The sequence below is a fragment of the Streptomyces sp. BR123 genome, assembly GCF_013401435.1.
Taxonomy (GTDB): domain Bacteria; phylum Actinomycetota; class Actinomycetes; order Streptomycetales; family Streptomycetaceae; genus Streptomyces.
On record NZ_JACBGN010000065.1, the window covers coordinates 1 to 17,524 of the forward strand.

Annotated in this window: 19 protein-coding genes; 13 read left to right on the forward strand and 6 right to left on the reverse strand. The window is 72.8% G+C overall.

Features of this window, described 5'->3' with window-relative positions; genetic code table 11:
* The 3 genes from HYE82_RS13395 to bla all read left to right on the forward strand — a co-directional run.
* Nucleotides 1–2,066 (forward strand): xanthine dehydrogenase family protein molybdopterin-binding subunit (locus HYE82_RS13395; RefSeq protein WP_179174239.1); only part of this gene is annotated, 2,066 nt, incomplete at its 5' end.
* Between the two features lie 125 nt (nt 2,067–2,191).
* The gene (locus HYE82_RS13400) at nt 2,192–2,734 is read left to right on the forward strand and encodes an EF-hand domain-containing protein (protein WP_179174240.1); all 543 of its coding nucleotides are present in this window, start codon (nt 2,192–2,194) and stop codon (nt 2,732–2,734) included.
* A 116-nt stretch (nt 2,735–2,850) separates the two neighbouring features.
* The gene (bla, locus tag HYE82_RS13405; protein WP_309144302.1) at nt 2,851–3,768 is read left to right on the forward strand and encodes a class A beta-lactamase; all 918 of its coding nucleotides are present in this window, start codon (nt 2,851–2,853) and stop codon (nt 3,766–3,768) included.
* Nucleotides 3,769–3,887: 119 nt separating this feature from the next.
* On the opposite strand, the gene HYE82_RS13410 is transcribed toward bla, so the two are convergent.
* The 3 genes from HYE82_RS13410 to HYE82_RS13420 form a co-directional block, all read right to left on the reverse strand.
* Nucleotides 3,888–5,612 (reverse strand): acyl-CoA dehydrogenase family protein, encoded by a 1,725-nt coding sequence (locus HYE82_RS13410; RefSeq protein ID WP_179174241.1) that lies wholly within the window; start codon nt 5,610–5,612, stop codon nt 3,888–3,890.
* Nucleotides 5,613–5,734: 122 nt separating this feature from the next.
* A complete protein-coding gene (locus HYE82_RS13415; protein WP_179174242.1) occupies nt 5,735–6,310 on the reverse strand; it encodes a PadR family transcriptional regulator in 576 nt (191 codons plus the stop codon).
* A gap of 94 nt (nt 6,311–6,404) precedes the next feature.
* A complete protein-coding gene (locus tag HYE82_RS13420) occupies nt 6,405–6,971 on the reverse strand; it encodes a DUF4232 domain-containing protein (protein WP_179174243.1) in 567 nt (188 codons plus the stop codon).
* A gap of 196 nt (nt 6,972–7,167) precedes the next feature.
* On the opposite strand from HYE82_RS13420, the gene HYE82_RS13425 reads away from it, so the two are divergent.
* The 4 genes from HYE82_RS13425 (at nt 7,168) to HYE82_RS13440 (ending at nt 9,626) form a co-directional block, all read left to right on the forward strand.
* On the forward strand, nt 7,168–8,055 hold the full coding sequence (locus HYE82_RS13425; RefSeq protein WP_179174244.1) for an alpha/beta fold hydrolase: 888 nt from the start codon (nt 7,168–7,170) through the stop codon (nt 8,053–8,055).
* A 261-nt stretch (nt 8,056–8,316) separates the two neighbouring features.
* Complete coding sequence (locus HYE82_RS13430) at nt 8,317–8,694, forward strand: VOC family protein (RefSeq protein WP_179174245.1); 378 nt, start codon at nt 8,317–8,319, stop codon at nt 8,692–8,694.
* A gap of 132 nt (nt 8,695–8,826) precedes the next feature.
* Entirely contained in the window at nt 8,827–8,982 is a 156-nt protein-coding gene (locus tag HYE82_RS13435) for a DUF6131 family protein (protein ID WP_179174246.1), read from the forward strand.
* Between the two features lie 269 nt (nt 8,983–9,251).
* Nucleotides 9,252–9,626 carry a hypothetical protein gene (locus HYE82_RS13440; RefSeq protein ID WP_218782581.1) on the forward strand — a complete coding sequence of 125 codons (375 nt, stop codon included), beginning with the start codon at nt 9,252–9,254 and terminating at the stop codon, nt 9,624–9,626.
* Between the two features lie 55 nt (nt 9,627–9,681).
* On the opposite strand, the gene HYE82_RS13445 is transcribed toward HYE82_RS13440, so the two are convergent.
* Nucleotides 9,682–10,107, reverse strand: coding sequence for a subtilase-type protease inhibitor (locus HYE82_RS13445; protein ID WP_309144303.1), 426 nt, complete (start codon nt 10,105–10,107; stop codon nt 9,682–9,684).
* A gap of 451 nt (nt 10,108–10,558) precedes the next feature.
* On the opposite strand from HYE82_RS13445, the gene HYE82_RS13450 reads away from it, so the two are divergent.
* From HYE82_RS13450 to HYE82_RS13470, 5 genes are all read left to right on the forward strand, one after another.
* Nucleotides 10,559–11,053: a hypothetical protein gene (locus tag HYE82_RS13450; protein WP_179174248.1), complete on the forward strand. Its 495-nt coding sequence runs from the start codon at nt 10,559–10,561 to the stop codon at nt 11,051–11,053.
* 165 nt (nt 11,054–11,218) lie between these two features.
* Nucleotides 11,219–11,884, forward strand: coding sequence for a hypothetical protein (locus tag HYE82_RS13455; RefSeq protein ID WP_179174249.1), 666 nt, complete (start codon nt 11,219–11,221; stop codon nt 11,882–11,884).
* A gap of 72 nt (nt 11,885–11,956) precedes the next feature.
* The gene (locus tag HYE82_RS13460; protein WP_179174268.1) at nt 11,957–12,163 is read left to right on the forward strand and encodes a ferredoxin; all 207 of its coding nucleotides are present in this window, start codon (nt 11,957–11,959) and stop codon (nt 12,161–12,163) included.
* Entirely contained in the window at nt 12,156–13,547 is a 1,392-nt protein-coding gene (locus tag HYE82_RS13465) for an NAD(P)/FAD-dependent oxidoreductase (protein WP_179174250.1), read from the forward strand. The genes HYE82_RS13460 and HYE82_RS13465 overlap by 8 nt, the downstream gene beginning before the upstream one ends.
* Nucleotides 13,548–13,584: 37 nt before the next feature.
* Entirely contained in the window at nt 13,585–14,847 is a 1,263-nt protein-coding gene (locus HYE82_RS13470; protein WP_179174251.1) for a cytochrome P450, read from the forward strand.
* Nucleotides 14,848–15,049: 202 nt separating this feature from the next.
* Here HYE82_RS13470 and HYE82_RS13475 read toward each other — a convergent pair whose 3' ends face one another.
* Entirely contained in the window at nt 15,050–15,889 is an 840-nt protein-coding gene (locus tag HYE82_RS13475; RefSeq protein WP_179174252.1) for an alpha/beta fold hydrolase, read from the reverse strand.
* A 283-nt stretch (nt 15,890–16,172) separates the two neighbouring features.
* On the opposite strand from HYE82_RS13475, the gene HYE82_RS13480 reads away from it, so the two are divergent.
* Nucleotides 16,173–16,631 carry a GNAT family N-acetyltransferase gene (locus HYE82_RS13480; protein WP_179174253.1) on the forward strand — a complete coding sequence of 153 codons (459 nt, stop codon included), beginning with the start codon at nt 16,173–16,175 and terminating at the stop codon, nt 16,629–16,631.
* 287 nt (nt 16,632–16,918) lie between these two features.
* Here the strand turns inward: HYE82_RS13480 and HYE82_RS13485 are convergent, their stop codons facing one another.
* Nucleotides 16,919–17,455 carry a DUF2165 domain-containing protein gene (locus HYE82_RS13485; protein WP_179174254.1) on the reverse strand — a complete coding sequence of 179 codons (537 nt, stop codon included), beginning with the start codon at nt 17,453–17,455 and terminating at the stop codon, nt 16,919–16,921.
* Nucleotides 17,456–17,524 lie beyond the last annotated feature (69 nt).

Consider the following 17,524-nt stretch of genomic DNA (forward strand, 5'->3'; position numbering starts at 1 on the left):
GCCCCGCCACTCGCCGCGAAGGCAAGGAGAAGGTCACCGGAACGGCCCGCTACGCCGCCGAGTACGCCCCGCCGGACCGGGCATACGGATGGCCGGTCCCCGCCACCGTGGTCCGCGGACGCGTCACCGCCGTCGACACCGCCGCCGCGCTCGCGCTGCCCGGCGTCCTCGCCGTCCTCACCCCCTTCGACGCGCCCCGCCTGGGCCCCGCCGACGATCCCACCCTCCGCGTGCTCCAGGACCCCGAGGTGCCCCACCGCGGCTGGTACGTGGCCCTGGCCGTGGCCGAGACGCCGGAGGCCGCCCGGGAGGCCGCTGCTGCCGTACGCGTCACCTTCGACACCGCGCCCCACGAAGCCGTCCTGCACGCCGACCACCCCGCCGCCTACACACCCGAACAGGTCAACGGCGGCTATCCCGCCCACCGCGAGAAGGGCGACGCGGCCGCCGCGTTCGCCGCCTCGCCGGTCCGGGTGGACTGCGCGTACGCCGTGCCACCGCTGCACAACCACCCCATGGAGCCGCACGCCGCCACCGCCCGTTGGGAGTCCGGCTCCGGATCCCTCACCGTGTACGACTCCAGCCAGGGATCCGGACTCGTGCGCTCCACACTGGCCTCCCTCTTCCGACTGCCCGAAGACCGCGTCACGGTGATCTGCGAACACATCGGCGGTGCATTCGGCTGCAAGGGCACCCCGCGCCCGCACGTCGTCCTCGCCGCGATGGCCGCACGGCACACCGGCCGCCCCGTCACCCTCGCCCTGCCCCGACGCCACCTCGCAGCCGTCGTCGGCCACCGCCCGCCCACCCTGCACCGCGTACGCCTGGGCGCCCGCGCGGACGGCACGCTCACCGCGCTCGCCCACGAGGTCACCACCCACACCTCCCGCATCCGGGAGTTCGTCGAGCAGGCCGCCGTCCCCGCCCGCGTCATGTACGCCGCGCCCGCCCTCCTCACCACCCACCGCGTCGTCCCCCTCGACGTACCCACGCCGTCCTGGATGCGGGCGCCCGGCGAGTGCCCCGGCATGTACGCCCTGGAATCGGCGCTGGACGAGCTGGCCACGGCCCTCGGCATCGACCCCGTCGAGCTGCGCATCCGCAACGAGCCCGACACCGAACCCGACACCGGCCACCCCTTCAGCAGCCGCCATCTGGTCGAATGCCTGCGCGAAGGGGCCGCCCGGTTCGGCTGGGCCGCGCACCGCACACCCCGCCGGGACGGCCCGCTGCTGATCGGCACCGGGGTCGCCGCCGCCACCTACCCGGTGTACATCGCCCCCTCCTCGGCTCGGGCACACGCCCTCCCGGACGGCACGTACCTCGTCCAGACCAACGCCACCGACCTGGGGACCGGCGCGCGCACCGTCCTGGGGCAGATCGCCGCCGACGCGCTGCGCGTCCCCCCGGACCGGGTCAGGGTGGAGATCGGGCACTCCGCGCTGCCACACGGCTCGGTGGCCGGAGGCTCGGCGGGCACCGCCTCCTGGGGATGGGCGGTCCACGACGCCTGCACCGGCCTCCTCGCCCTCCTCGCCCGCCGCAGCGGCCCGCTCCCCGCAGCAGGGGTGTCCGTGCCGGCCGATACGACGGCCTCCGTCAAGCAGAAGTCCCCGTACGCCAGGCACGCGTTCGGCGCCCACTTCGCGGAGGTGCAGGCCGACACCGTCACCGGCGAGGTGCGGGTCCGGCGGCTCCTCGGCGTCTTCGCCGCCGGCCGCATCCTCAACCCGCTCACCGCCCGCTCCCAGCTCGTCGGAGGCATGGTCATGGGGCTGGGCATGGCCCTCACCGAACACAGCACCATGGACCCTGCCTTCGGGGAGTTCACCGAGAGCGACCTCGCCTCCTACCACGTACCCGCCCATGCCGACGTGCCCGACATCGAGGTGCACTGGATCGACGAGCACGACAAGCACCTCAACCCGATGGGCAGCAAAGGCATCGGCGAGATCGGAATCGTCGGCACCGCGGCGGCCATCGGCAACGCCTTCCACCACGCGAGCGGCCGCCGGATCCGCGAACTCCCCCTCACCCCGGACCGTGTCCTGGCAGCCCTCGCCTGAGCGCCCGGCGGTCCCGCCCCGCCTCAGGACTCCCGCTCGCCATGGTGACCGGCGGCTCCGCCGGGACACGCCCCCGGGTGCGTCAATCGGGAAGTCTGCGGGCCGGTGCCGCCTACGCTCCCGGCATGAGCGTCAAGAAGGCGGCGGTGGCCGACGAGATCTTCGACCGGTTGGACACGAACGGGGACGGGGTGGTGTCCGCGGAGGACTACCGGGCCAGTGCGGAGCAGTTCCTGCAGTCGTACGGCATGGGGCCCCACTCGCCGAAGGGGCGCGCCCTGATCGAGGCGAACGAGGCGCTGTGGGAGCGGCAGGCCGAGCTGGTCGACCACGACCGCGACGGGAGGATCGACCGGCAGGAGTACCGGGAGTGGTTCGACTCCCTGCCCGCCTCGGAGGCGGCCTCGGGCGCACCCTCCGGCTCGGCGGAGGTGATGGCGGTCCTGCACGCACAGTTCACCGTGGCCGACCGGGACGGGGACGGGCTGATGGACCTTCACGACTTCACGGTGTGGCGGGAGGTCAAAGGGGTGCCCGGACGGGACGCGACCGCCGCGTTCGAACTGATCGACTCGGACGGCGACGGCTCGATCGGCTGGCAGGACTTCACCGGGGCGGCCGCCGCGCACGGGCTGGAGGCACTGCTGTACGGGCCGGGGCGGACATAGGCCCCGCGCCGGCGCGGGCCGCTCCCGGCGCGGGCCCCGGGAACCGACATGATCTTGTTTGGCGTCTTTCCTCTCACGTGACCGACCACCACGGGCAAGACAGAGGAGAGGCTGACGTGAAGACACCGGGAGCAACACCGTCCCGTCGTGCGCTGCTGACCGCGGGGGCGGGGGCGGTGCTGGCCGCGACCATGTCGGCGGGCACCGCCCGTGCCGCCTCGCCGTACCGCGCCGACGGCGTCGTGGCACGACTGCGCGAGCTGGAGCGCGAACGCGGGGTACGGCTGGGGGTGTACGCACGGGACACCGCCACCGGCCGGACCGTCCTGCACCGTGCCGACGAGCTCTTCCCCATGTGCTCGGTGTTCAAGACCGTCGCCGCGGCGGCGGTGATGCGGGACCTCGACCACGACGGCACCCGCCTCGCCAAGCGCATCCACTACACGCTGCAGGACGTCACGGACGCCGGCGGCGGTGAGATCACTCAGGCCGAGGAGAACATCGCCAACGGCCTGACCGTGGCCGAGCTGTGCTCCGCCGCCATCGCCCAGAGCGACAACGCGGCCGCGAACCTGCTGCTGCGCGAGCTGGGCGGCCCCACCGCGATCACCCGCTTCTGCCGTTCCCTCGGGGACCGCACGACCCGGCTCGACCGGTGGGAGCCCGCACTGAACTCGGCCGAGCCCGACCGGGTCACCGACACCACCAGCCCCCGCGCGATCGGGCTGACGTACACGCGGCTCGCGCTCGGCAACGCGCTGTCCCCGCGGCACCGGGAGCACCTGAACCGGTGGCTGCTGGCCAACACCACGAGCAAAGAGCGGATGCGCAAGGGCGTGCCGGCGCAGTGGGCGCTCGGGGACAAGACCGGTGCCGGGTCGTACGGGACCAACAACGACGTGGGCATCGCCTGGCCGCCGGGACGGCCGCCGCTGGTGATGGCCATCCTCACCACCAGGGCGGAGGCGACCGCTCCGCGGGACAACGAGGTGATCGTCAGGGCCACGCAGCTGCTGACGCAGACGCTGGTCTGACGGAGTCGCCCGTGTGACGGGCGCCGGGGCAGCAGACGGCGGACGGCAGGACCTGCGGCAGTGGGCGGGCCCCACGGCGACGTGTGGGCCCGCCCGCTTCCCGGACTTCGCCTGGGCCGTTACGGGGTCATCTCATAGGCACCGGACAGGGCCTCGACGCGGGCCCAGACGCGGGCCGCGCGCGCCTCGTCGACGACGGGGCGGCGGACCGCGCCCAGTGCCCAGGACTGCTGCTCCGCCGTGGCGGAGTCCTTGCCGTACAGCTCGACGGCGTGGCCCGAGAAGTCGCGGACGAGCACGGAGAACAGCTCGTCCAGAACGTCCCGGTCCAGGTCGGTCAGGCGGGCCTGCTCCAGGATCAGCTGTCCGTGCACGACCAGCGCGAACAGCTGCCCGACGGAGAGCAGGAAGTCGAGGTCGCGGCTCTGCTCCTCGTCGGGGGCCGTGGTGGCGACGAACTCGCACAGGGCGTCGGCCTGCTCACGGAACCGCGCCACGTTCGGCACCTCGGCGTACGCGTCGAACGCGGGCCGCCAGTCGTGGAAGCGTACGGAGCCGAGACCGCGGGCCGGACCCTGCCGGAACAGGAAGTCGTCGTCGGCCGCGTCGAGGCGGGTCGGGACGGCCGGGTACTCGACCGGCTCCAGCAGGTGGTTCCGCATGAACTTGAGGATCAGCGCGAGATTGACGTGGACCGTGCCCTCCAGCTTGGGCAGGCCCCGGATCTCGACGGCCGCCTGGGCGAAGTAGTTGTCCTTCTCGAAGCCCTTCGCGGCGATGACGTCCCACATGAGGTCGATGACCTTCTCGCCCTCCGTGGTCACCTTCATCTTCGTCATCGGGTTGAAGAGCAGGTAGCGGCGGTCGTCGGGGCCGGCCGTGCGGAAGTAGTCGACGGCGCGGTCGCTGAACAGCTTCATGCCGACGAGGCGGACGTAGGCGTCGGCCAGCTCCCGGCGCACGTGCGGGAAGGAGGTGACGGGGCGCCCGTAGAGGATGCGGGTGTGGGCGTGGGTGACGGCCTCGTACATCGCGTGTTCGCAGATGCCGATCGAGGCGGTGCAGAGGTTGAACTTCCCCACGTTGACGGTGTTGAGGGCGGCGTCGAAAGCGGCGCGGCCGGTGTGCAGGACGTCCTGCGCCGCGACCGGGTAGTCCTCGAGACGGAACTCGCTGACGTACTTGGAGGAGTCGACGACGTTCTTGACGAGGCGGTAGTTCGGGTGACGGCTGTCCGCCGCGAAGAAGACGTACGCGTCCGGGCCCTCCATGTCGGTACGGCGGCCGAAGACGGAGACGAGTCCTGCGGCGTTGCCGTTGCCGATGTAGTACTTGGAGCCGGTGGCCCGGAAGCCGCCGGCACCGTCGGTGGACGGCTCCAGCAGCATGTCGGTGGAGTAGATGTCGGCGCCGTGGGACTTCTCGGAGAGGCCGAAGGCGAACACCTCGCCCTGGGAGAGGAGTTTGGCGGCGCGGTCCCGCGCGGCGGCGTTGTCGCTCTGCCAGACCGGGCCGAGGCCGAGGATGGTCACCTGCCAGGCGTACCAGTAGTCGAGGCCGTAGAAGCCGAATATCTCGTTGAGGGCGGCGATCCGGGCGGTGTCCCAGCGCTGGTCGTCCTGCCGGGCGGCGGAGGCCGGGGTGAGGAAGGTGGCGAACAGGCCCTCCTTCGCGGCGAACGCGAGGAAGTCCGCCAGCCAGGCCCGGTCGCGGTAGTCCTCGATCAGCTTGCGCTTGCCCCTCTCCTCGAACCAGTCGACGGTGGCGCGCAGCAGCCTGCGGGTCTCGGGGTCGAAGTGCGCCGGGTCGTACGTGCGCGGGTTGAACAGCAGCGGATCGGACATGGAGGTTCGCCTTCCGAAAGGTGGAGAGTCGAGGGAGGGCGCGGGAGCGCCGGAGCGCGGACGCGCGGATGCGCAACCGTGCAGTGGGAGGTGCGTCGCGTGGGGGGGCGGTGGCGTGCGGTTCAGTCGGTCGCGGCCGGCGGCGCCGCGCCGCCGAGTCCGTGGAGAGTGGCGAGTACGTCGTCGAGCCAGGCGATCGTCATCCGCTCGTAGGCGATGCCGCCGCGCAGCACGACGTGCTGGAGTTCCCGGCCCGCGTCGAGCGGTGCGGGGGCCTCGGGTCCGGTGAAGTCGCGGACTTCCCCGGCGAGGTAGTGGGCGAGGCGGTCGCTGTGCGCCCGGCGGTGTCGTTCGACCTCGCCGATCAGTGCGGCGGGGTCGTCGAAGGCCGCGCCGCGGATCTTCACGGCGAGGTCGTGGCGGAGGCTCTCGGGTTCGATCGGGTCATGCAGCCATCGCGAGAGGGCGGCGCGGCCGGGGCCGGCGACGGAGTACTCCTTCTTGTCCGGCCGGCCCTGCTGCGGGACCTCGCGGACGGCGAGCATGCCGTCGGCTTCCATGCGCTTGAGGACGCGGTAGATCTGCTGGTGGGTGGCGGTCCAGAAGTAACCGATGGACCGGTCGAACCGGCGGGCCAGCTCATAGCCGGAGCCCGGCTTCTCCAGCAGGGAGACGAGGATCGCGTGGTCGAGCGCCATACGGAAATCCTGCTATGCAACTCGTTGCATAGACAAGCCGGCGGTGTCAGGTGAGACGCGGCTCACCCGGCATCGGGAGGCGGGGCGGGACGGGTCAGGAGGACGCGCGGAAAGCGGTGGCCCGCACGACGGTGCCGCACAGCGCGAAGTCCCCGCCGTCCTCGGGGGCCAGCTGGAGCAGTCCGTCCGCGACGCCCAGGACCATCGAGGGCGCGACGGTCGGCTCGTCGCCGGATTCGCAGTAGCCGCCGGCCTCGCCGAGGACCGGGGTGAACGAGATACGGGTCTCGGCCGTGCCGCCGACGGGCAGCAGCACCAGCTTGGCGGCGCCCAGCCGCCGGACGACGAGGGGGGTGTTCCTGTCGGGCGAGCCCTGTCCGGCCAGTGCGACGGTGGGGTGGCCCCGCAGCGTGCAGGGCCTCGGGCCTTCGTTGATCACGGTGATCCGCACCTCGGTCGGCCCCAGGCGCTCGGCGCTGTTCGCCACGAGCCGGGTGACGGGGCACGCCGGCGCCGGAGCCCGGCCGACGGCGGCCTCCCCGGCGGCCTCGGCAGCCGGGGGTGCCCCGGCCTGCAGGACGCCCCCGGCCAGGAGGGCGGCGGCGGCCAGGAACCGGCTGCGCCCACACGGCGCCGCGTCGCGCTTGCCTGCACGGGTCATGGCTTCTCTCCGCAAGGTGACGGCGGTGCAGGGGGGAGCCCCTCTCCCAGCCTGACACCGTCCGGCACGGCCTGCCCGTCGGTGGGGGCCGCCTCCTCCCATGTGACCTCGGACGAAAATTCCGGGCCGGAGAGCGATGAGTGCGGGCGGCCGGCCCGGTCTGCATTCCGACAGCACCGACCCGGAGGAGCCCGCCATGACCGAGACCGCAACCCGCACCCTGGAATCGACGGGCGCCACGGTCGCGTACGACGTGCGACCCGGCGCGGAGGGCGAAGCCGGGCAGGCAGAACGGCCGCCGGCCCTGTTCCTCATCGGCTCGCCGATGGACGCCACCGGGTTCGGCACCCTGGCGTCGCACTTCACCGACCGGACCGTCATCACGTACGACCCCCGGGGCGCCGGCCGGAGCGTCCGCACCGACGCCGCGACGGAGACCCTGCCCGAGGAGCACGCCGAGGACCTCCGGCGGGTGATCGAGGCCACCGGGATGGGCCCGGTCGACGTCTTCGCGAGCAGCGGCGGCGCCGTCAACGGCCTGGCCCTGGTCGCGCGTCACCCGGAGCTGGTGCGGACCCTCGTCGCGCACGAGCCGCCGACGGTGCAGGTCCTGCCGGACCGGAAGGCGGCCCTGGCCGTGTGCGAGGACGTCCACACCACGTACCTGCGCGACGGGATGGGGCCGGCGATGGCCAAGTTCCTCGCACTGAGCATGCGGACGGGCCCCTTCCAGGAGAACTGGCGGGACGGGCCCGTCCCGAACGCGGCCGATTTCGGGCTGCCGGCCGAGGACGACGGCTCGCGCGGGGACCCGCTGCTGGGGCAGAACATGCGCGGCTGCACCGCATACCGGCCGGACTTCCCGGCGCTGCGCGCGGCGGGCACGCGGATCGTCGTCGTGGCGGGCAAGGAGTCCGAGGGCCGGTTCCCGGCGCGGGCCGCCGCGGGGGTCGCCGAAGGGCTGGGCATCGGGCTGACGCTGTTCCCGAGCCACCACGGAGGGTTCCTCGGCGGCGAGTACGGCCGCCACGGTGACCCGGAGGCGTTCGCCGAGGCCCTCCGCGGCGTACTCGACGGCGCCTGACTCCCGCTCCCACGCGTGGACCGGGAGGAGCGTGGTGGCGTGGGCCGCGAGGCCCACGATCTCACGGGCCTGTCGGCTTCGGGGGCACCGGCCTTGCCGCGCAGCGCGGGGAACTCCGCGGACGAACGCATCGCTTCGCCCTCACCCGGACGGTCGAGGCGACCGGCGCGGGGGCCGTGCACGCGCCCTGGTCCGAAGGACGATGGACGACGAGGGCCGCACCTCTGTGGTCGGCCCGACCCCGGAAGGAAGGGATGCGCCATGCTGGCGGACAGCAGGGCCTTCAGCGGTTTTTCGGTACGGCGGATCGAGGACGTCAGGGATTTCTACGGCTCGACGCTCGGGCTGCGGGTCTCGGAGGACGGCGGAATGCTCTTCCTCCGCCTGGCCGGCGGCAACGACGTCCTGCTGTACCCGAAGGACGACCACGAGCCCGCCACGTTCACCGTGCTGAACTTCCCCGTGCCGGACGTCGACGCGGCGGTCGACGGCCTGGCGGCGAGGGGTGTGACGTTCGAACGGTACGAGGGTTTCGACCAGGACGAGAAGGGCATCGCCCGCGAGGACGACGGCGGCCCCGAGATCGCCTGGTTCAAGGACCCCGCGGGCAACATCCTCTCCGTGCTCAAGGAGCAGTGAGGCCCGGCATCCTCCCCTCAATCCCCCTCCGATCGGGATTCCCCCGGCCCGCACGCATGCCGCGCCACATCGGTGGTAGACGCAGGGAGTCCCGTTCGCAGGGAGTCCCGTTCAGGGGGCGAGGAGGTTCTCGTGATTGTGCTCGGAGTGATTCTGCTGATCATCGGCCTGGTGTTCGGGATCTCGATCCTGTGGACACTCGGCCTGATCCTCGTTCTGATTGGCGTGGTGCTGTGGGTGCTCGGTGCGGCCGGGCACGCCGTGGGGGGCCGCAGACACTACTGGTGAGGAGCGGGTCCGCACTGCGCTCCGGCTCCTCGGTGACGCGCCCCGGTGATCTGCGCCGGTGGGGGCGGGGATGAACTCGGGAGGCCGGTGGCGGCGGGTGACGGCGTTCGACAGCCGGTCGCCCTGCCGCCGCCGGCCGTTTTGGTACCGCCGCGGGGCGGTCCTCCATGCGGGTGGGTCCAGGCGTGTCCCGGGCCCTCCCGCGGCCGTGCAGGCCGATAGTCGAGGCAGGCGGGCTCCGCAGCCGGTGCCCTCGGTCCGGTGTCGACGTGCGGGCAGGAGACGAGCTGATGGTGAAGAAGGCGGCGGTGGTGTCTGCGATGGTGGCGGGCGCGGTCCTGGGGGCGGGCGGCTGGACTGCCGCAGGCCACTCGGGCTCCCCGGAGGCGTCGGGACGGACAGCTGCGAGGGCCGGCCATCCACAGGGGCTGGTGGTGTCCCGGGTCAACCTGAAGGTCCGCAGCAAGCCGACGCTGTACTCGGGCGTGGTCGCGTTGCTGCGCCCGCAGCAGCACGTGCTCCTCAACTGCGAGAAGCGTGGCGGCTGGGTGGAGGGCAACCCGCAGTGGTACCGGCTCCAGGGCGTCAACGGCTGGGTCTCGGCCCGGTACGTCCACAACCTCCAGCCGGTGCGCGCCTGCTGAACCGTGTGCGGGGGTGGTCCGGCCCGTGGCGGTCGGGCCGGATCTGCGGGGAGGGTCAGAACACGAAGACGGGGTTGCCGTTCAGGGTCGCGTTCATGGCGCAGCTGTTGGAGAAGGTGCGCTTCCAGGAGACGTGGCTGCCCTCCCACACGCCGTCGACGGTCACGGTGACGGGGTCGTAGTGCATCGGACACGCGCGGTCCGGGTTCGGGGCGGACAGCAGACGGTCGAGGTTGCCGTCGGTGGACTTCAGAGCCGCGCAGGCCGCCTTGGCGTCGGGGTGCGTTCCCTGGGCGCTCGGCGCGCAGCTCAGGGTGGAGGCCCGGAGGAAGGTGGCGGTGGCGGGGTCGTCGCCCTTGGCGACGGCGAAGACCATGGCGGACGGGGCGTACAGGCTTGCGGGCTTGGCCTCCGCCATGCCCGTGGCGCCCGCCACGCAGAGGAGGGCGGCGGCGGAGACGGTAGCGAAGCGGTAACGCACGACAGGACCAACTTTCGATTCAAAGGTTGAGCGCGATACTTTCTTGCGATATCGCGTTTCGACGTGCCCGAGTCTGCCGGACATGAAGGCGGGTCGCATAAGCACGGCCGATTTACGGACATGACGTTCGAATATCGGTGACCGACCGGACGTTCGGGCAGCTCACGCGGGGTGCGACCCCCGGGTAGTCGGCCGCCGACGCGCCGTGACGGTGGTGCCCGTGTGCCATATGGAGCCTCTTGACCTGCTGTCGGCCGCTCGCGGTTCACCGAACGGCCATTCAGCTTGACCGGATCCGCGCGGTCCGAGCCCCGTGAGGCCGGACGAAACGGGATATACCGGAGCCCGCGACGGCGGTCTGCAGGTGCGGGCCGTGCTCCGATGAGGGAAGCTGGCGGTGGCCGCGGCACAGCCGTCGCCGCGGCGGCACGCGAGGGCAAGGAGGGGTCTCGTGGACACAGCGGGCACCCGTCGACGCACCGGCACCATTGCCGCCCGGGCACGGACCGCGGCACTCCTGTGCGCGGCAGCCGCACTGGCCGTCACGTCCGTACCGGTCGCCCACGCAACCGGACCCGGGCCCGTCTCGGCCCCGGCCCCGGCCCCCGCGCCGCTCGTGGTCGTCGACTGCTTCGAGGAGCCGCAGGTGCGTCCCGCGGAGTACCTCCTCGCCTGCGGCGACGGCAACAACCGCCTGGTCGGGCTGCGCTGGCACACGTGGGGCCCGGCCACCGCGACGGCCACCGGCACCGACATGGTCAACGACTGCCGCCCGTACTGCGCGGCCGGCCGGTTCCGCCCGTACCCGGTACAGGTCACCCTCAGCCGTCCGCAACCGTGGCCCGACCGGCCCGGGACGCACCGCTTCACCGTGATCCGCCTGGTCTACCCCGAGGCGGCCCCGGAGCCGGTGTCGCACGACGTGACGTACAAGCTCGTCTACTAGCAACGCCCGCATCCCCCGCGGGCCCGCACCACGGTGGAATCCTGATCTCGGACGCCGCGACCGCACGGTCAAGAAGCGTTGACCACCCGTCAAGGTGGAGACGCAGGGTCACCCGGGCGGGCGGTCCCGCTGGCCGCCGGGCCGCCGGGGCGGCTTGCTGGTGGGATGAGACAACACGTGCGGGGTACGTCCCGGGAAGCCGGTCTGAGCACACCCCGGGCCGCGGGGTTCGCCGGAGTGGCCTTCGCCGTGCTGCTGGGCACGGCGATCGTCATCGTGCGCACGGCGCTGCCGTCGGGAGCGGGCGGGGACACGATCACCGTCGGCGGAGGGGGGCGGTCCGCCGTGAGCGCGGCGGTCCGGATGGTGCCGTTCGCCGGCATCGCCTTCCTGTGGTTCATGGGCGCCCTGCGGGAGCACACGGGCGAGGCCGAGGACCGGTTCCTCGCGACCGTGTTCCTGGGCAGCGGGCTGGTCTTCGTCGCCGCGCTGTTCGGGGCCACCGCCGCGGCGGGCACGGTGCTCGCCGCGGACCAGCCGGAGGCCTTCGGCCGGCACTTCGCGTACACGCTGCTGACCACGTACGCCATGCGGATGGCCGCTGTCTTCGTTTTCGCCACCTCGGCCATCGGGCGCCGGCTCGGCGTCCTCCCGCGTCCGCTGAGCGCGTTCGGGTTCCTCGTCGGGCTGGTCCTGCTGGTGGTGGGCGCGTCCGTGCCGTGGTCGGAGATGGTGTTCCCGGCGTGGGCCCTGGTGCTCAGCCTGTACGTGCTGCGCGTCGCCCGCCGCGGGGCACAACCGCCGCCCCGTCACTCCAACGGCTCTGACTGACGGGCCGTTCCCGGACGCGTCCCGCACGCTGGGCCGGGAAGCCGAGGGGGCCACCGAAAGGACCGTACCTTGCTGAGGCTTGTCGTCGACCTGAACCGGTGCCAGGGGTACGCGCAATGTGCCTTCCTCGCGCCCGACGTCTTCGCGATGCACGGGGAAGAGGGACTGCTCTACGATCCGCAGGCGGAGGCCGCCCAGCGCGAGCGCGTGGCCCAGGCGGCCGCTGCCTGTCCCGTCCAGGCGATCCTCGTCGAGGATCTGGAGGCCTCCGATGCCTGACACGGCCCTGGAGCAGCTCAAAAGCCGTGGCCGGGTCGTCGTCGTGGGTGCCTCCCTGGCCGGCCTGCGGGCCGCCGAAACCCTCCGTGACAAGGGTTTCAAAGGCTCACTCACCATGATCGGTGACGAACCGTACGAGCCGTACGACCGCCCGCCGCTGTCGAAGCAGGTGCTGCTGGGCAGGACGACCGCCGAGCGCACCGCGCTCCCCCGCCGCCGCGCGATCGATGCCGAGTGGCGGCTCGGCGTGGCGGCGAGCGGTCTGGACATGGCGGGGAAGCGGGTCAGGCTGGCCGACGGCGACGAGGTGCCGTACGACCGGCTCGTGATCGCCACCGGGGTGCGGGCCCGGCCCTGGCCGAACCAGGCGGAGGCCGAACTCGACGGCGTGTTCGTCCTGCGCACCCGCGACGACGGGGCGGCGCTCGCCCGACGGTTCGACGCGGGACCGCGCCGGGTCCTGGTCATCGGCGCCGGCTTCACCGGGTCCGAGATCGCCTCCGCCTGCCGGGAGCGCGGGATCGAGGTCACCGTCGCCGAACGGGGCGCCGCCCCGCTGGTGGGCGCGCTCGGCGGGGTCATCGGCCAGGTGGCCGGCGAACTCCACCGGGAGCACGGCGTGGACCTGCGCACCGGCGTGATGGTGACCGGGCTGGAGGGCGACTCGACCGGGCGGGTCCGGGCCGCGCACCTGTCCGACGGCGCCGCGGTGGAGTGCGACGTGGTCGTCGTCTGCCTGGGCGCGCAGCGCAACACCGAGTGGCTGATGGGCTCCGGGCTGGGCGCGGGTCCGCGCGGCATCGCCTGCGACGCGGGCTGCCGGGCCTTCGACATCATGGGCATCGTCACCGACGACGTCTACGTGGCCGGGGACGTCGCCCGTTCCCCGCACCCGCTCTTCGGCTACCAGTTCCTGTCGCTGGAGCACTGGGGCAATGCCGTCTGCCAGGCGGAGACCGCGGCCCACAACATGCTCAGCGAGAGCGCGGACCGACGTCCGCACATCTGGGTTCCGGCCTTCTGGTCCTCTCAGTTCGGGGTGAACATCAAGTCCGTCGGCGTGCCGTCCATGGGCACCGAGATCATGATCACCCAGGGTTCGCGCGCCGAGCGCCGGTTCACCGGGGTGTACGGGTACCAGGGCCGGGTGATCGGTGCGGTCACCTTCGACAACGCGCGCTGGCTGGAGTTCTACGAGAAGCAGATCGAGCTGACCGCGCCGTTCCCGCCGCCGTTCCCGACCGTGGACCGGCGATCCGAGGGGAGCAAGCCGATGGACGCCGACTTCCCCGACCCGTCGGTTCCCACACACGGACCGACCGTGACCCTCAGCGGATACTCGCCGGCCGACCGGCGGATGACGTTCACCCCCGCCGGGCACTGACCGACCCGCGCGCCCTCCGGAGGAACCTGGAACCGACATGAAACAAGGCATCCTGACCGACATCCTGGACTACGCCAACCGCTCCGACCCGTATCCGCTGTACGAGGAGCTGCGCAAGACGCCGGTCCACCACGACGGCGAGGGGCCGTACGTGATCAGCACGTACTACGAGGTACGCGGCCTGCTCCACGACCCGCGGCTCAGCTCCGACCCGCGCAACCGGACGGCGGGCGGCGCGGACCCGCTGGGCGAGGAGGGCGAGGGCGGCGAGGGCGGGGCCCTGCCGCCGAGCTTCCTGAAGCTGGACCCGCCCGAGCACGACCGGCTGCGCCGGCTGACCAACCGCCCGTTCGGGCCGCCGCACGCGCCGCACCGGATCGAGGACATGCGCGGGAACCTGGAGGACACCGTCAAGGGGCTGATCGACGACATCGCGGACGGGACCTCCGGCAGCGGCGAGGGCACCGAACGCGTCGACATCGTCGAGCAGTTCGCGTACCCGTTCCCGGTGACGATGATCTGCCGGCTGCTCGGCGTACCACGCGAGGACGAGGCCCGGTTCCACGTGTGGGCCGACACCCTCGCAGCGAGCCTGGACCCGGATCCGGACGCGGACGCGGAGCAGCGGGAGAAGGTCACCCACGACGCCCGGATGGAACTGGGCATGTACCTGGCCGGGCTGATCGAGGAGCGGCGGAAGAACCCGCAGGACGACATGCTGTCCCGGCTGGCCGCCGGGCACGGCGACCTGTCCATGTCCACCATGGAGCTGCTCAGCACGGCCGCGCTGCTGCTGATCGCCGGCCACGAGACCACCGTCAACCTGATCACCAACGGCATGCTGACGCTGCTGCGCAACCCGGACGTCCTGCAGCGGCTGCGTGCCGAACCGGGGCTGGCGGTGCCGATGGTGGAGGAGCTGCTGCGGTTCGAGCCGCCGGTGCAGTTGCTGCCGCAGCGCACCCCGCTGGTCGACATCGAGGTGCGCGGGGTGACCATCCCCAAGGGCTCCCCGATGTGGCTGATGCTGGCCGCCGGCAACCGGGACCCGCAGCGGTTCGAGAACCCGGACCGCTTCGACCCGGACCGCAAGGACATCCAGCACCTGGGCCTGGGCAGCGGCATCCACAGCTGCTTCGGAGCCCCGCTGGCCCGGCTGGAGGCTCAGAGGGCGCTGGGCGAGCTGGCCCGGCGGCTGGAGAACCCGCGCCTGCTGGAGGACCCGCCGCCCTACCGGCAGAACGCGGTGCTGCGCGGGCCGCGCCATCTGTGGATCGCCTGCGACGGCATCCGGCCCTGACCCCGGCGGCCGGAGGGCGGCCGGGATCAGGGCCGGCGCGGCGGCCGGTCAGGAGAAGCCGTGAGTGGGGCCGGTCGGGACCTGCCGCTCGTAACGGCGGCCCTCGTTCGTCAGGCGCAGCCCCTGTTCGAAGTCGGCGGGTGCGGTCATCCGTCCGGGCCGGGCCGGGACGGAGTGATCCGCCCACCGCCCGGACGGCCCCTCAGCCTTTGCGGGCGGTGTGTTCCAGGATCAGCTCGGCGAGCTGCGGTACCGCCGACTCCGGCAGGGCGTGGCCGAGGCCGGGGACGGTTGCCACCCGGGCGCGGCCGAGGAGGCCGGCCAGGTGGCGCGCGTGGGCGGTCCCGGCGACGGGGTCGCGGGGCGAGTCGACCACCAGGGCCGGGACGGCGACGGCGGCCAGCTCCGACGCCCGGTCGAGGCCTTCCGTACCGGCCCGGGCATGGGCGGTGGGGGACTCGTGGCGCCCGGAGTGCTCGATGATCCGCTCCTCCGACCTGCGGAACTCCTCGGGGTCGAAGGGGATTTCCCCGCCGCCCAGGACGCGCCAGTGCTCCACCCGCCAGTCGAGCTCGGCTGCGCGGTCGCGCGGGTCGGCCATGGTGTTCCACACGGCCGCGACCTCGGGGGCGATTTCGCTCCCGGCCGGGCCGCCGTCCAGGGCCATGGTCCCGATGAAGGTGGCGGAGCGGATCCGGTCCGGGTGGTCGAGCAGCAGCAGCTGGGTGAGCATGCCGCCCATGGACATGCCGACGACGTGGGCCGCGTCGGCGCCGAGGGCGTCCAGTACGGCGATCGCGTCGTCGGCGAGGTCGGTGATCCCGTACGGGTGCTCGTCGAAGGACCAGGTGGAAGCGCCGGTGTCGCGATGGTCGTAGCGGATGACGCGGTGGCGGCGGGCGAGGGCGGCCACGAGGGAGTCCGGCCAGGCCAGACCCGAGGCGTTCGCGCCCATGATGAGCAGCAGGGGCGGGGCGGCCGGATCGCCGTGCTCCTCGCCCCAGAGGGTGATTCCGGGCGCAACTGTGATCTTGTGCTCCATCGCGCAACCATCGCTGACACAGCGGGTGTTGTCGATCGAAAAACCCCGGCCATGGCGTGTTCCGTTCCGGACGCTCCGCAGCCTCCGGCGTGCGCGGGCACGGCGAGCGGCTCCGGCGCATTGTCCGGCGCGGCACATCGGGGGCAGCGCTTTTCGACACCCCGGAAGCAGCCCGGGCGGGGCGTCTGCCCGGATGATCGTCTCCTGGCACCCGGCACCGGCCCCCGCATCGCGCAGGGCCGTGCGGGTGCGTCCGTCGTCTGGAACCGGGGAGTGTGAGGCCATGTCGGCCGGGATCAAGGTCCGTACCGTCCGCGCGGGGGACTTCGACGGGTGGCGTGCCCTCTACCGCGGGTACGCCGACTTCTACCGGGTCGAGCAGACCGAGGAGACGGCCGGACGGGTGTGGTCCTGGGTGAACGACCCCGGCCACGAGGTGCAGGCCCTCGTCGCCGAGGATGCCGAGGGCCGGTTGGTGGGCCTGGCCCACTACCGGCCGTTCGCCCGGCCCTTGTCGGCCACGGTCGGCTGCTTCCTCGACGACCTGTTCGTCGACCCCGCCGGGCGCGGCTCGGGCGCGGCGGACCTGCTGCTCGCCCGGCTGCGCGAGATCGCCGCCGAGCGCGGCTGGAGCGTGGTGCGCTGGATCACCGCCGACGACAACCACCGGGCCCGGGGCAAGTACGACCAGGTGGCCACCCGGACGATGTGGGTCACGTACGACATGGCCCCCGAGAGCTGATCCCGGACCTCCGCTCGGGTGATCGTGACTCGTCCCCCGGCCGAGGCCGACCAGCGGCCCTGCCGCTCCGGGTCGAAGGCCCGGATCTCCTTGAGCCGGCCGGACCGCTGCCCAGGGGACGGGAGCCTTGCCGGGCAGTCGACCGCGGGGGTGATCGTGCCCGCCGCCGGGGCCACCGCGACTCTGCTCTGCCTCGTGCCGGGGCGGGGACCGGGCCGACACGGCCCGGCACACCCTGCTGAGCCGGCCGCGCCAGACTCCCACCGCCTGCCCTCGGCCGGCACCCCTCAGCGGGGGCCGACCGGGCGGACGTGCAGGGTCAGGAGTGCCGAGGCGGCCAGCATCAGGTTCCGGTGCGCTGCGTCCAGCCCGTTCCAGTCCGCGGACTGCCACATCAGGAACCACTCCCCTCCGACGGCCGTGAACCCGAGCCCGAAGAGGAGCACGACCATGACCAGGCCGACGGTGCTCAGAGCCCGCGCCCGCGCGCAGTCCCGCCGGCGCAGCCCCCGTGCCCAGTGGAGCACGGCCAGGAGGAGCACGGCCGCGGCGGCGCACTCCCATCCGATGATCAGGACGTACACGGCGGTGTGCACGGTGGGCGAGTCGATGGCGCGCCACATCAGGTCCGGGTCCCTGAAGGTGGTGTCCATCGCCAGGACGTGCCGCACGAACTCCCGGTTCGTCCCGAAGTCCGTCAGGTTCCCGACGGCCGCGAGGACCACGACCGCGGCCACGGTCAGCGTCAGTGCGGCCGCCGCGAGGTCGGGCCCCGTACGGCCGGGCCGGCGCCGCCGCGCCGCGGTGTTCCCGTCCCCCGCCACCGCGCCCTCCTCCTCACGGCACCTGCCGGCGCCCCGCCGGGCGCCCGCAGGCGCACCGGCTCGTACCTA

Excerpts from the sequence above, each read along its gene's own strand:
- HYE82_RS13480 (WP_179174253.1), top strand. The coding sequence starts at position 16,173 with ATGTCGGCCGGGATCAAGGTCCGTACCGTCCGCGCGGGGGACTTCGAC.
- HYE82_RS13465 (WP_179174250.1), top strand. The coding sequence starts at position 12,156 with ATGCCTGACACGGCCCTGGAGCAGCTCAAAAGCCGTGGCCGGGTCGTC.
- HYE82_RS13420 (WP_179174243.1), bottom strand. The coding sequence starts at position 6,971 with ATGACCCGTGCAGGCAAGCGCGACGCGGCGCCGTGTGGGCGCAGCCGG.
- HYE82_RS13475 (WP_179174252.1), bottom strand. The coding sequence starts at position 15,889 with ATGGAGCACAAGATCACAGTTGCGCCCGGAATCACCCTCTGGGGCGAG.
- HYE82_RS13410 (WP_179174241.1), bottom strand. The coding sequence starts at position 5,612 with ATGTCCGATCCGCTGCTGTTCAACCCGCGCACGTACGACCCGGCGCAC.
- HYE82_RS13470 (WP_179174251.1), top strand. The coding sequence starts at position 13,585 with ATGAAACAAGGCATCCTGACCGACATCCTGGACTACGCCAACCGCTCC.
- HYE82_RS13455 (WP_179174249.1), top strand. The coding sequence starts at position 11,219 with ATGAGACAACACGTGCGGGGTACGTCCCGGGAAGCCGGTCTGAGCACA.
- HYE82_RS13430 (WP_179174245.1), top strand. The coding sequence starts at position 8,317 with ATGCTGGCGGACAGCAGGGCCTTCAGCGGTTTTTCGGTACGGCGGATC.
- HYE82_RS13415 (WP_179174242.1), bottom strand. The coding sequence starts at position 6,310 with ATGGCGCTCGACCACGCGATCCTCGTCTCCCTGCTGGAGAAGCCGGGC.
- HYE82_RS13425 (WP_179174244.1), top strand. The coding sequence starts at position 7,168 with ATGACCGAGACCGCAACCCGCACCCTGGAATCGACGGGCGCCACGGTC.
- HYE82_RS13400 (WP_179174240.1), top strand. The coding sequence starts at position 2,192 with ATGAGCGTCAAGAAGGCGGCGGTGGCCGACGAGATCTTCGACCGGTTG.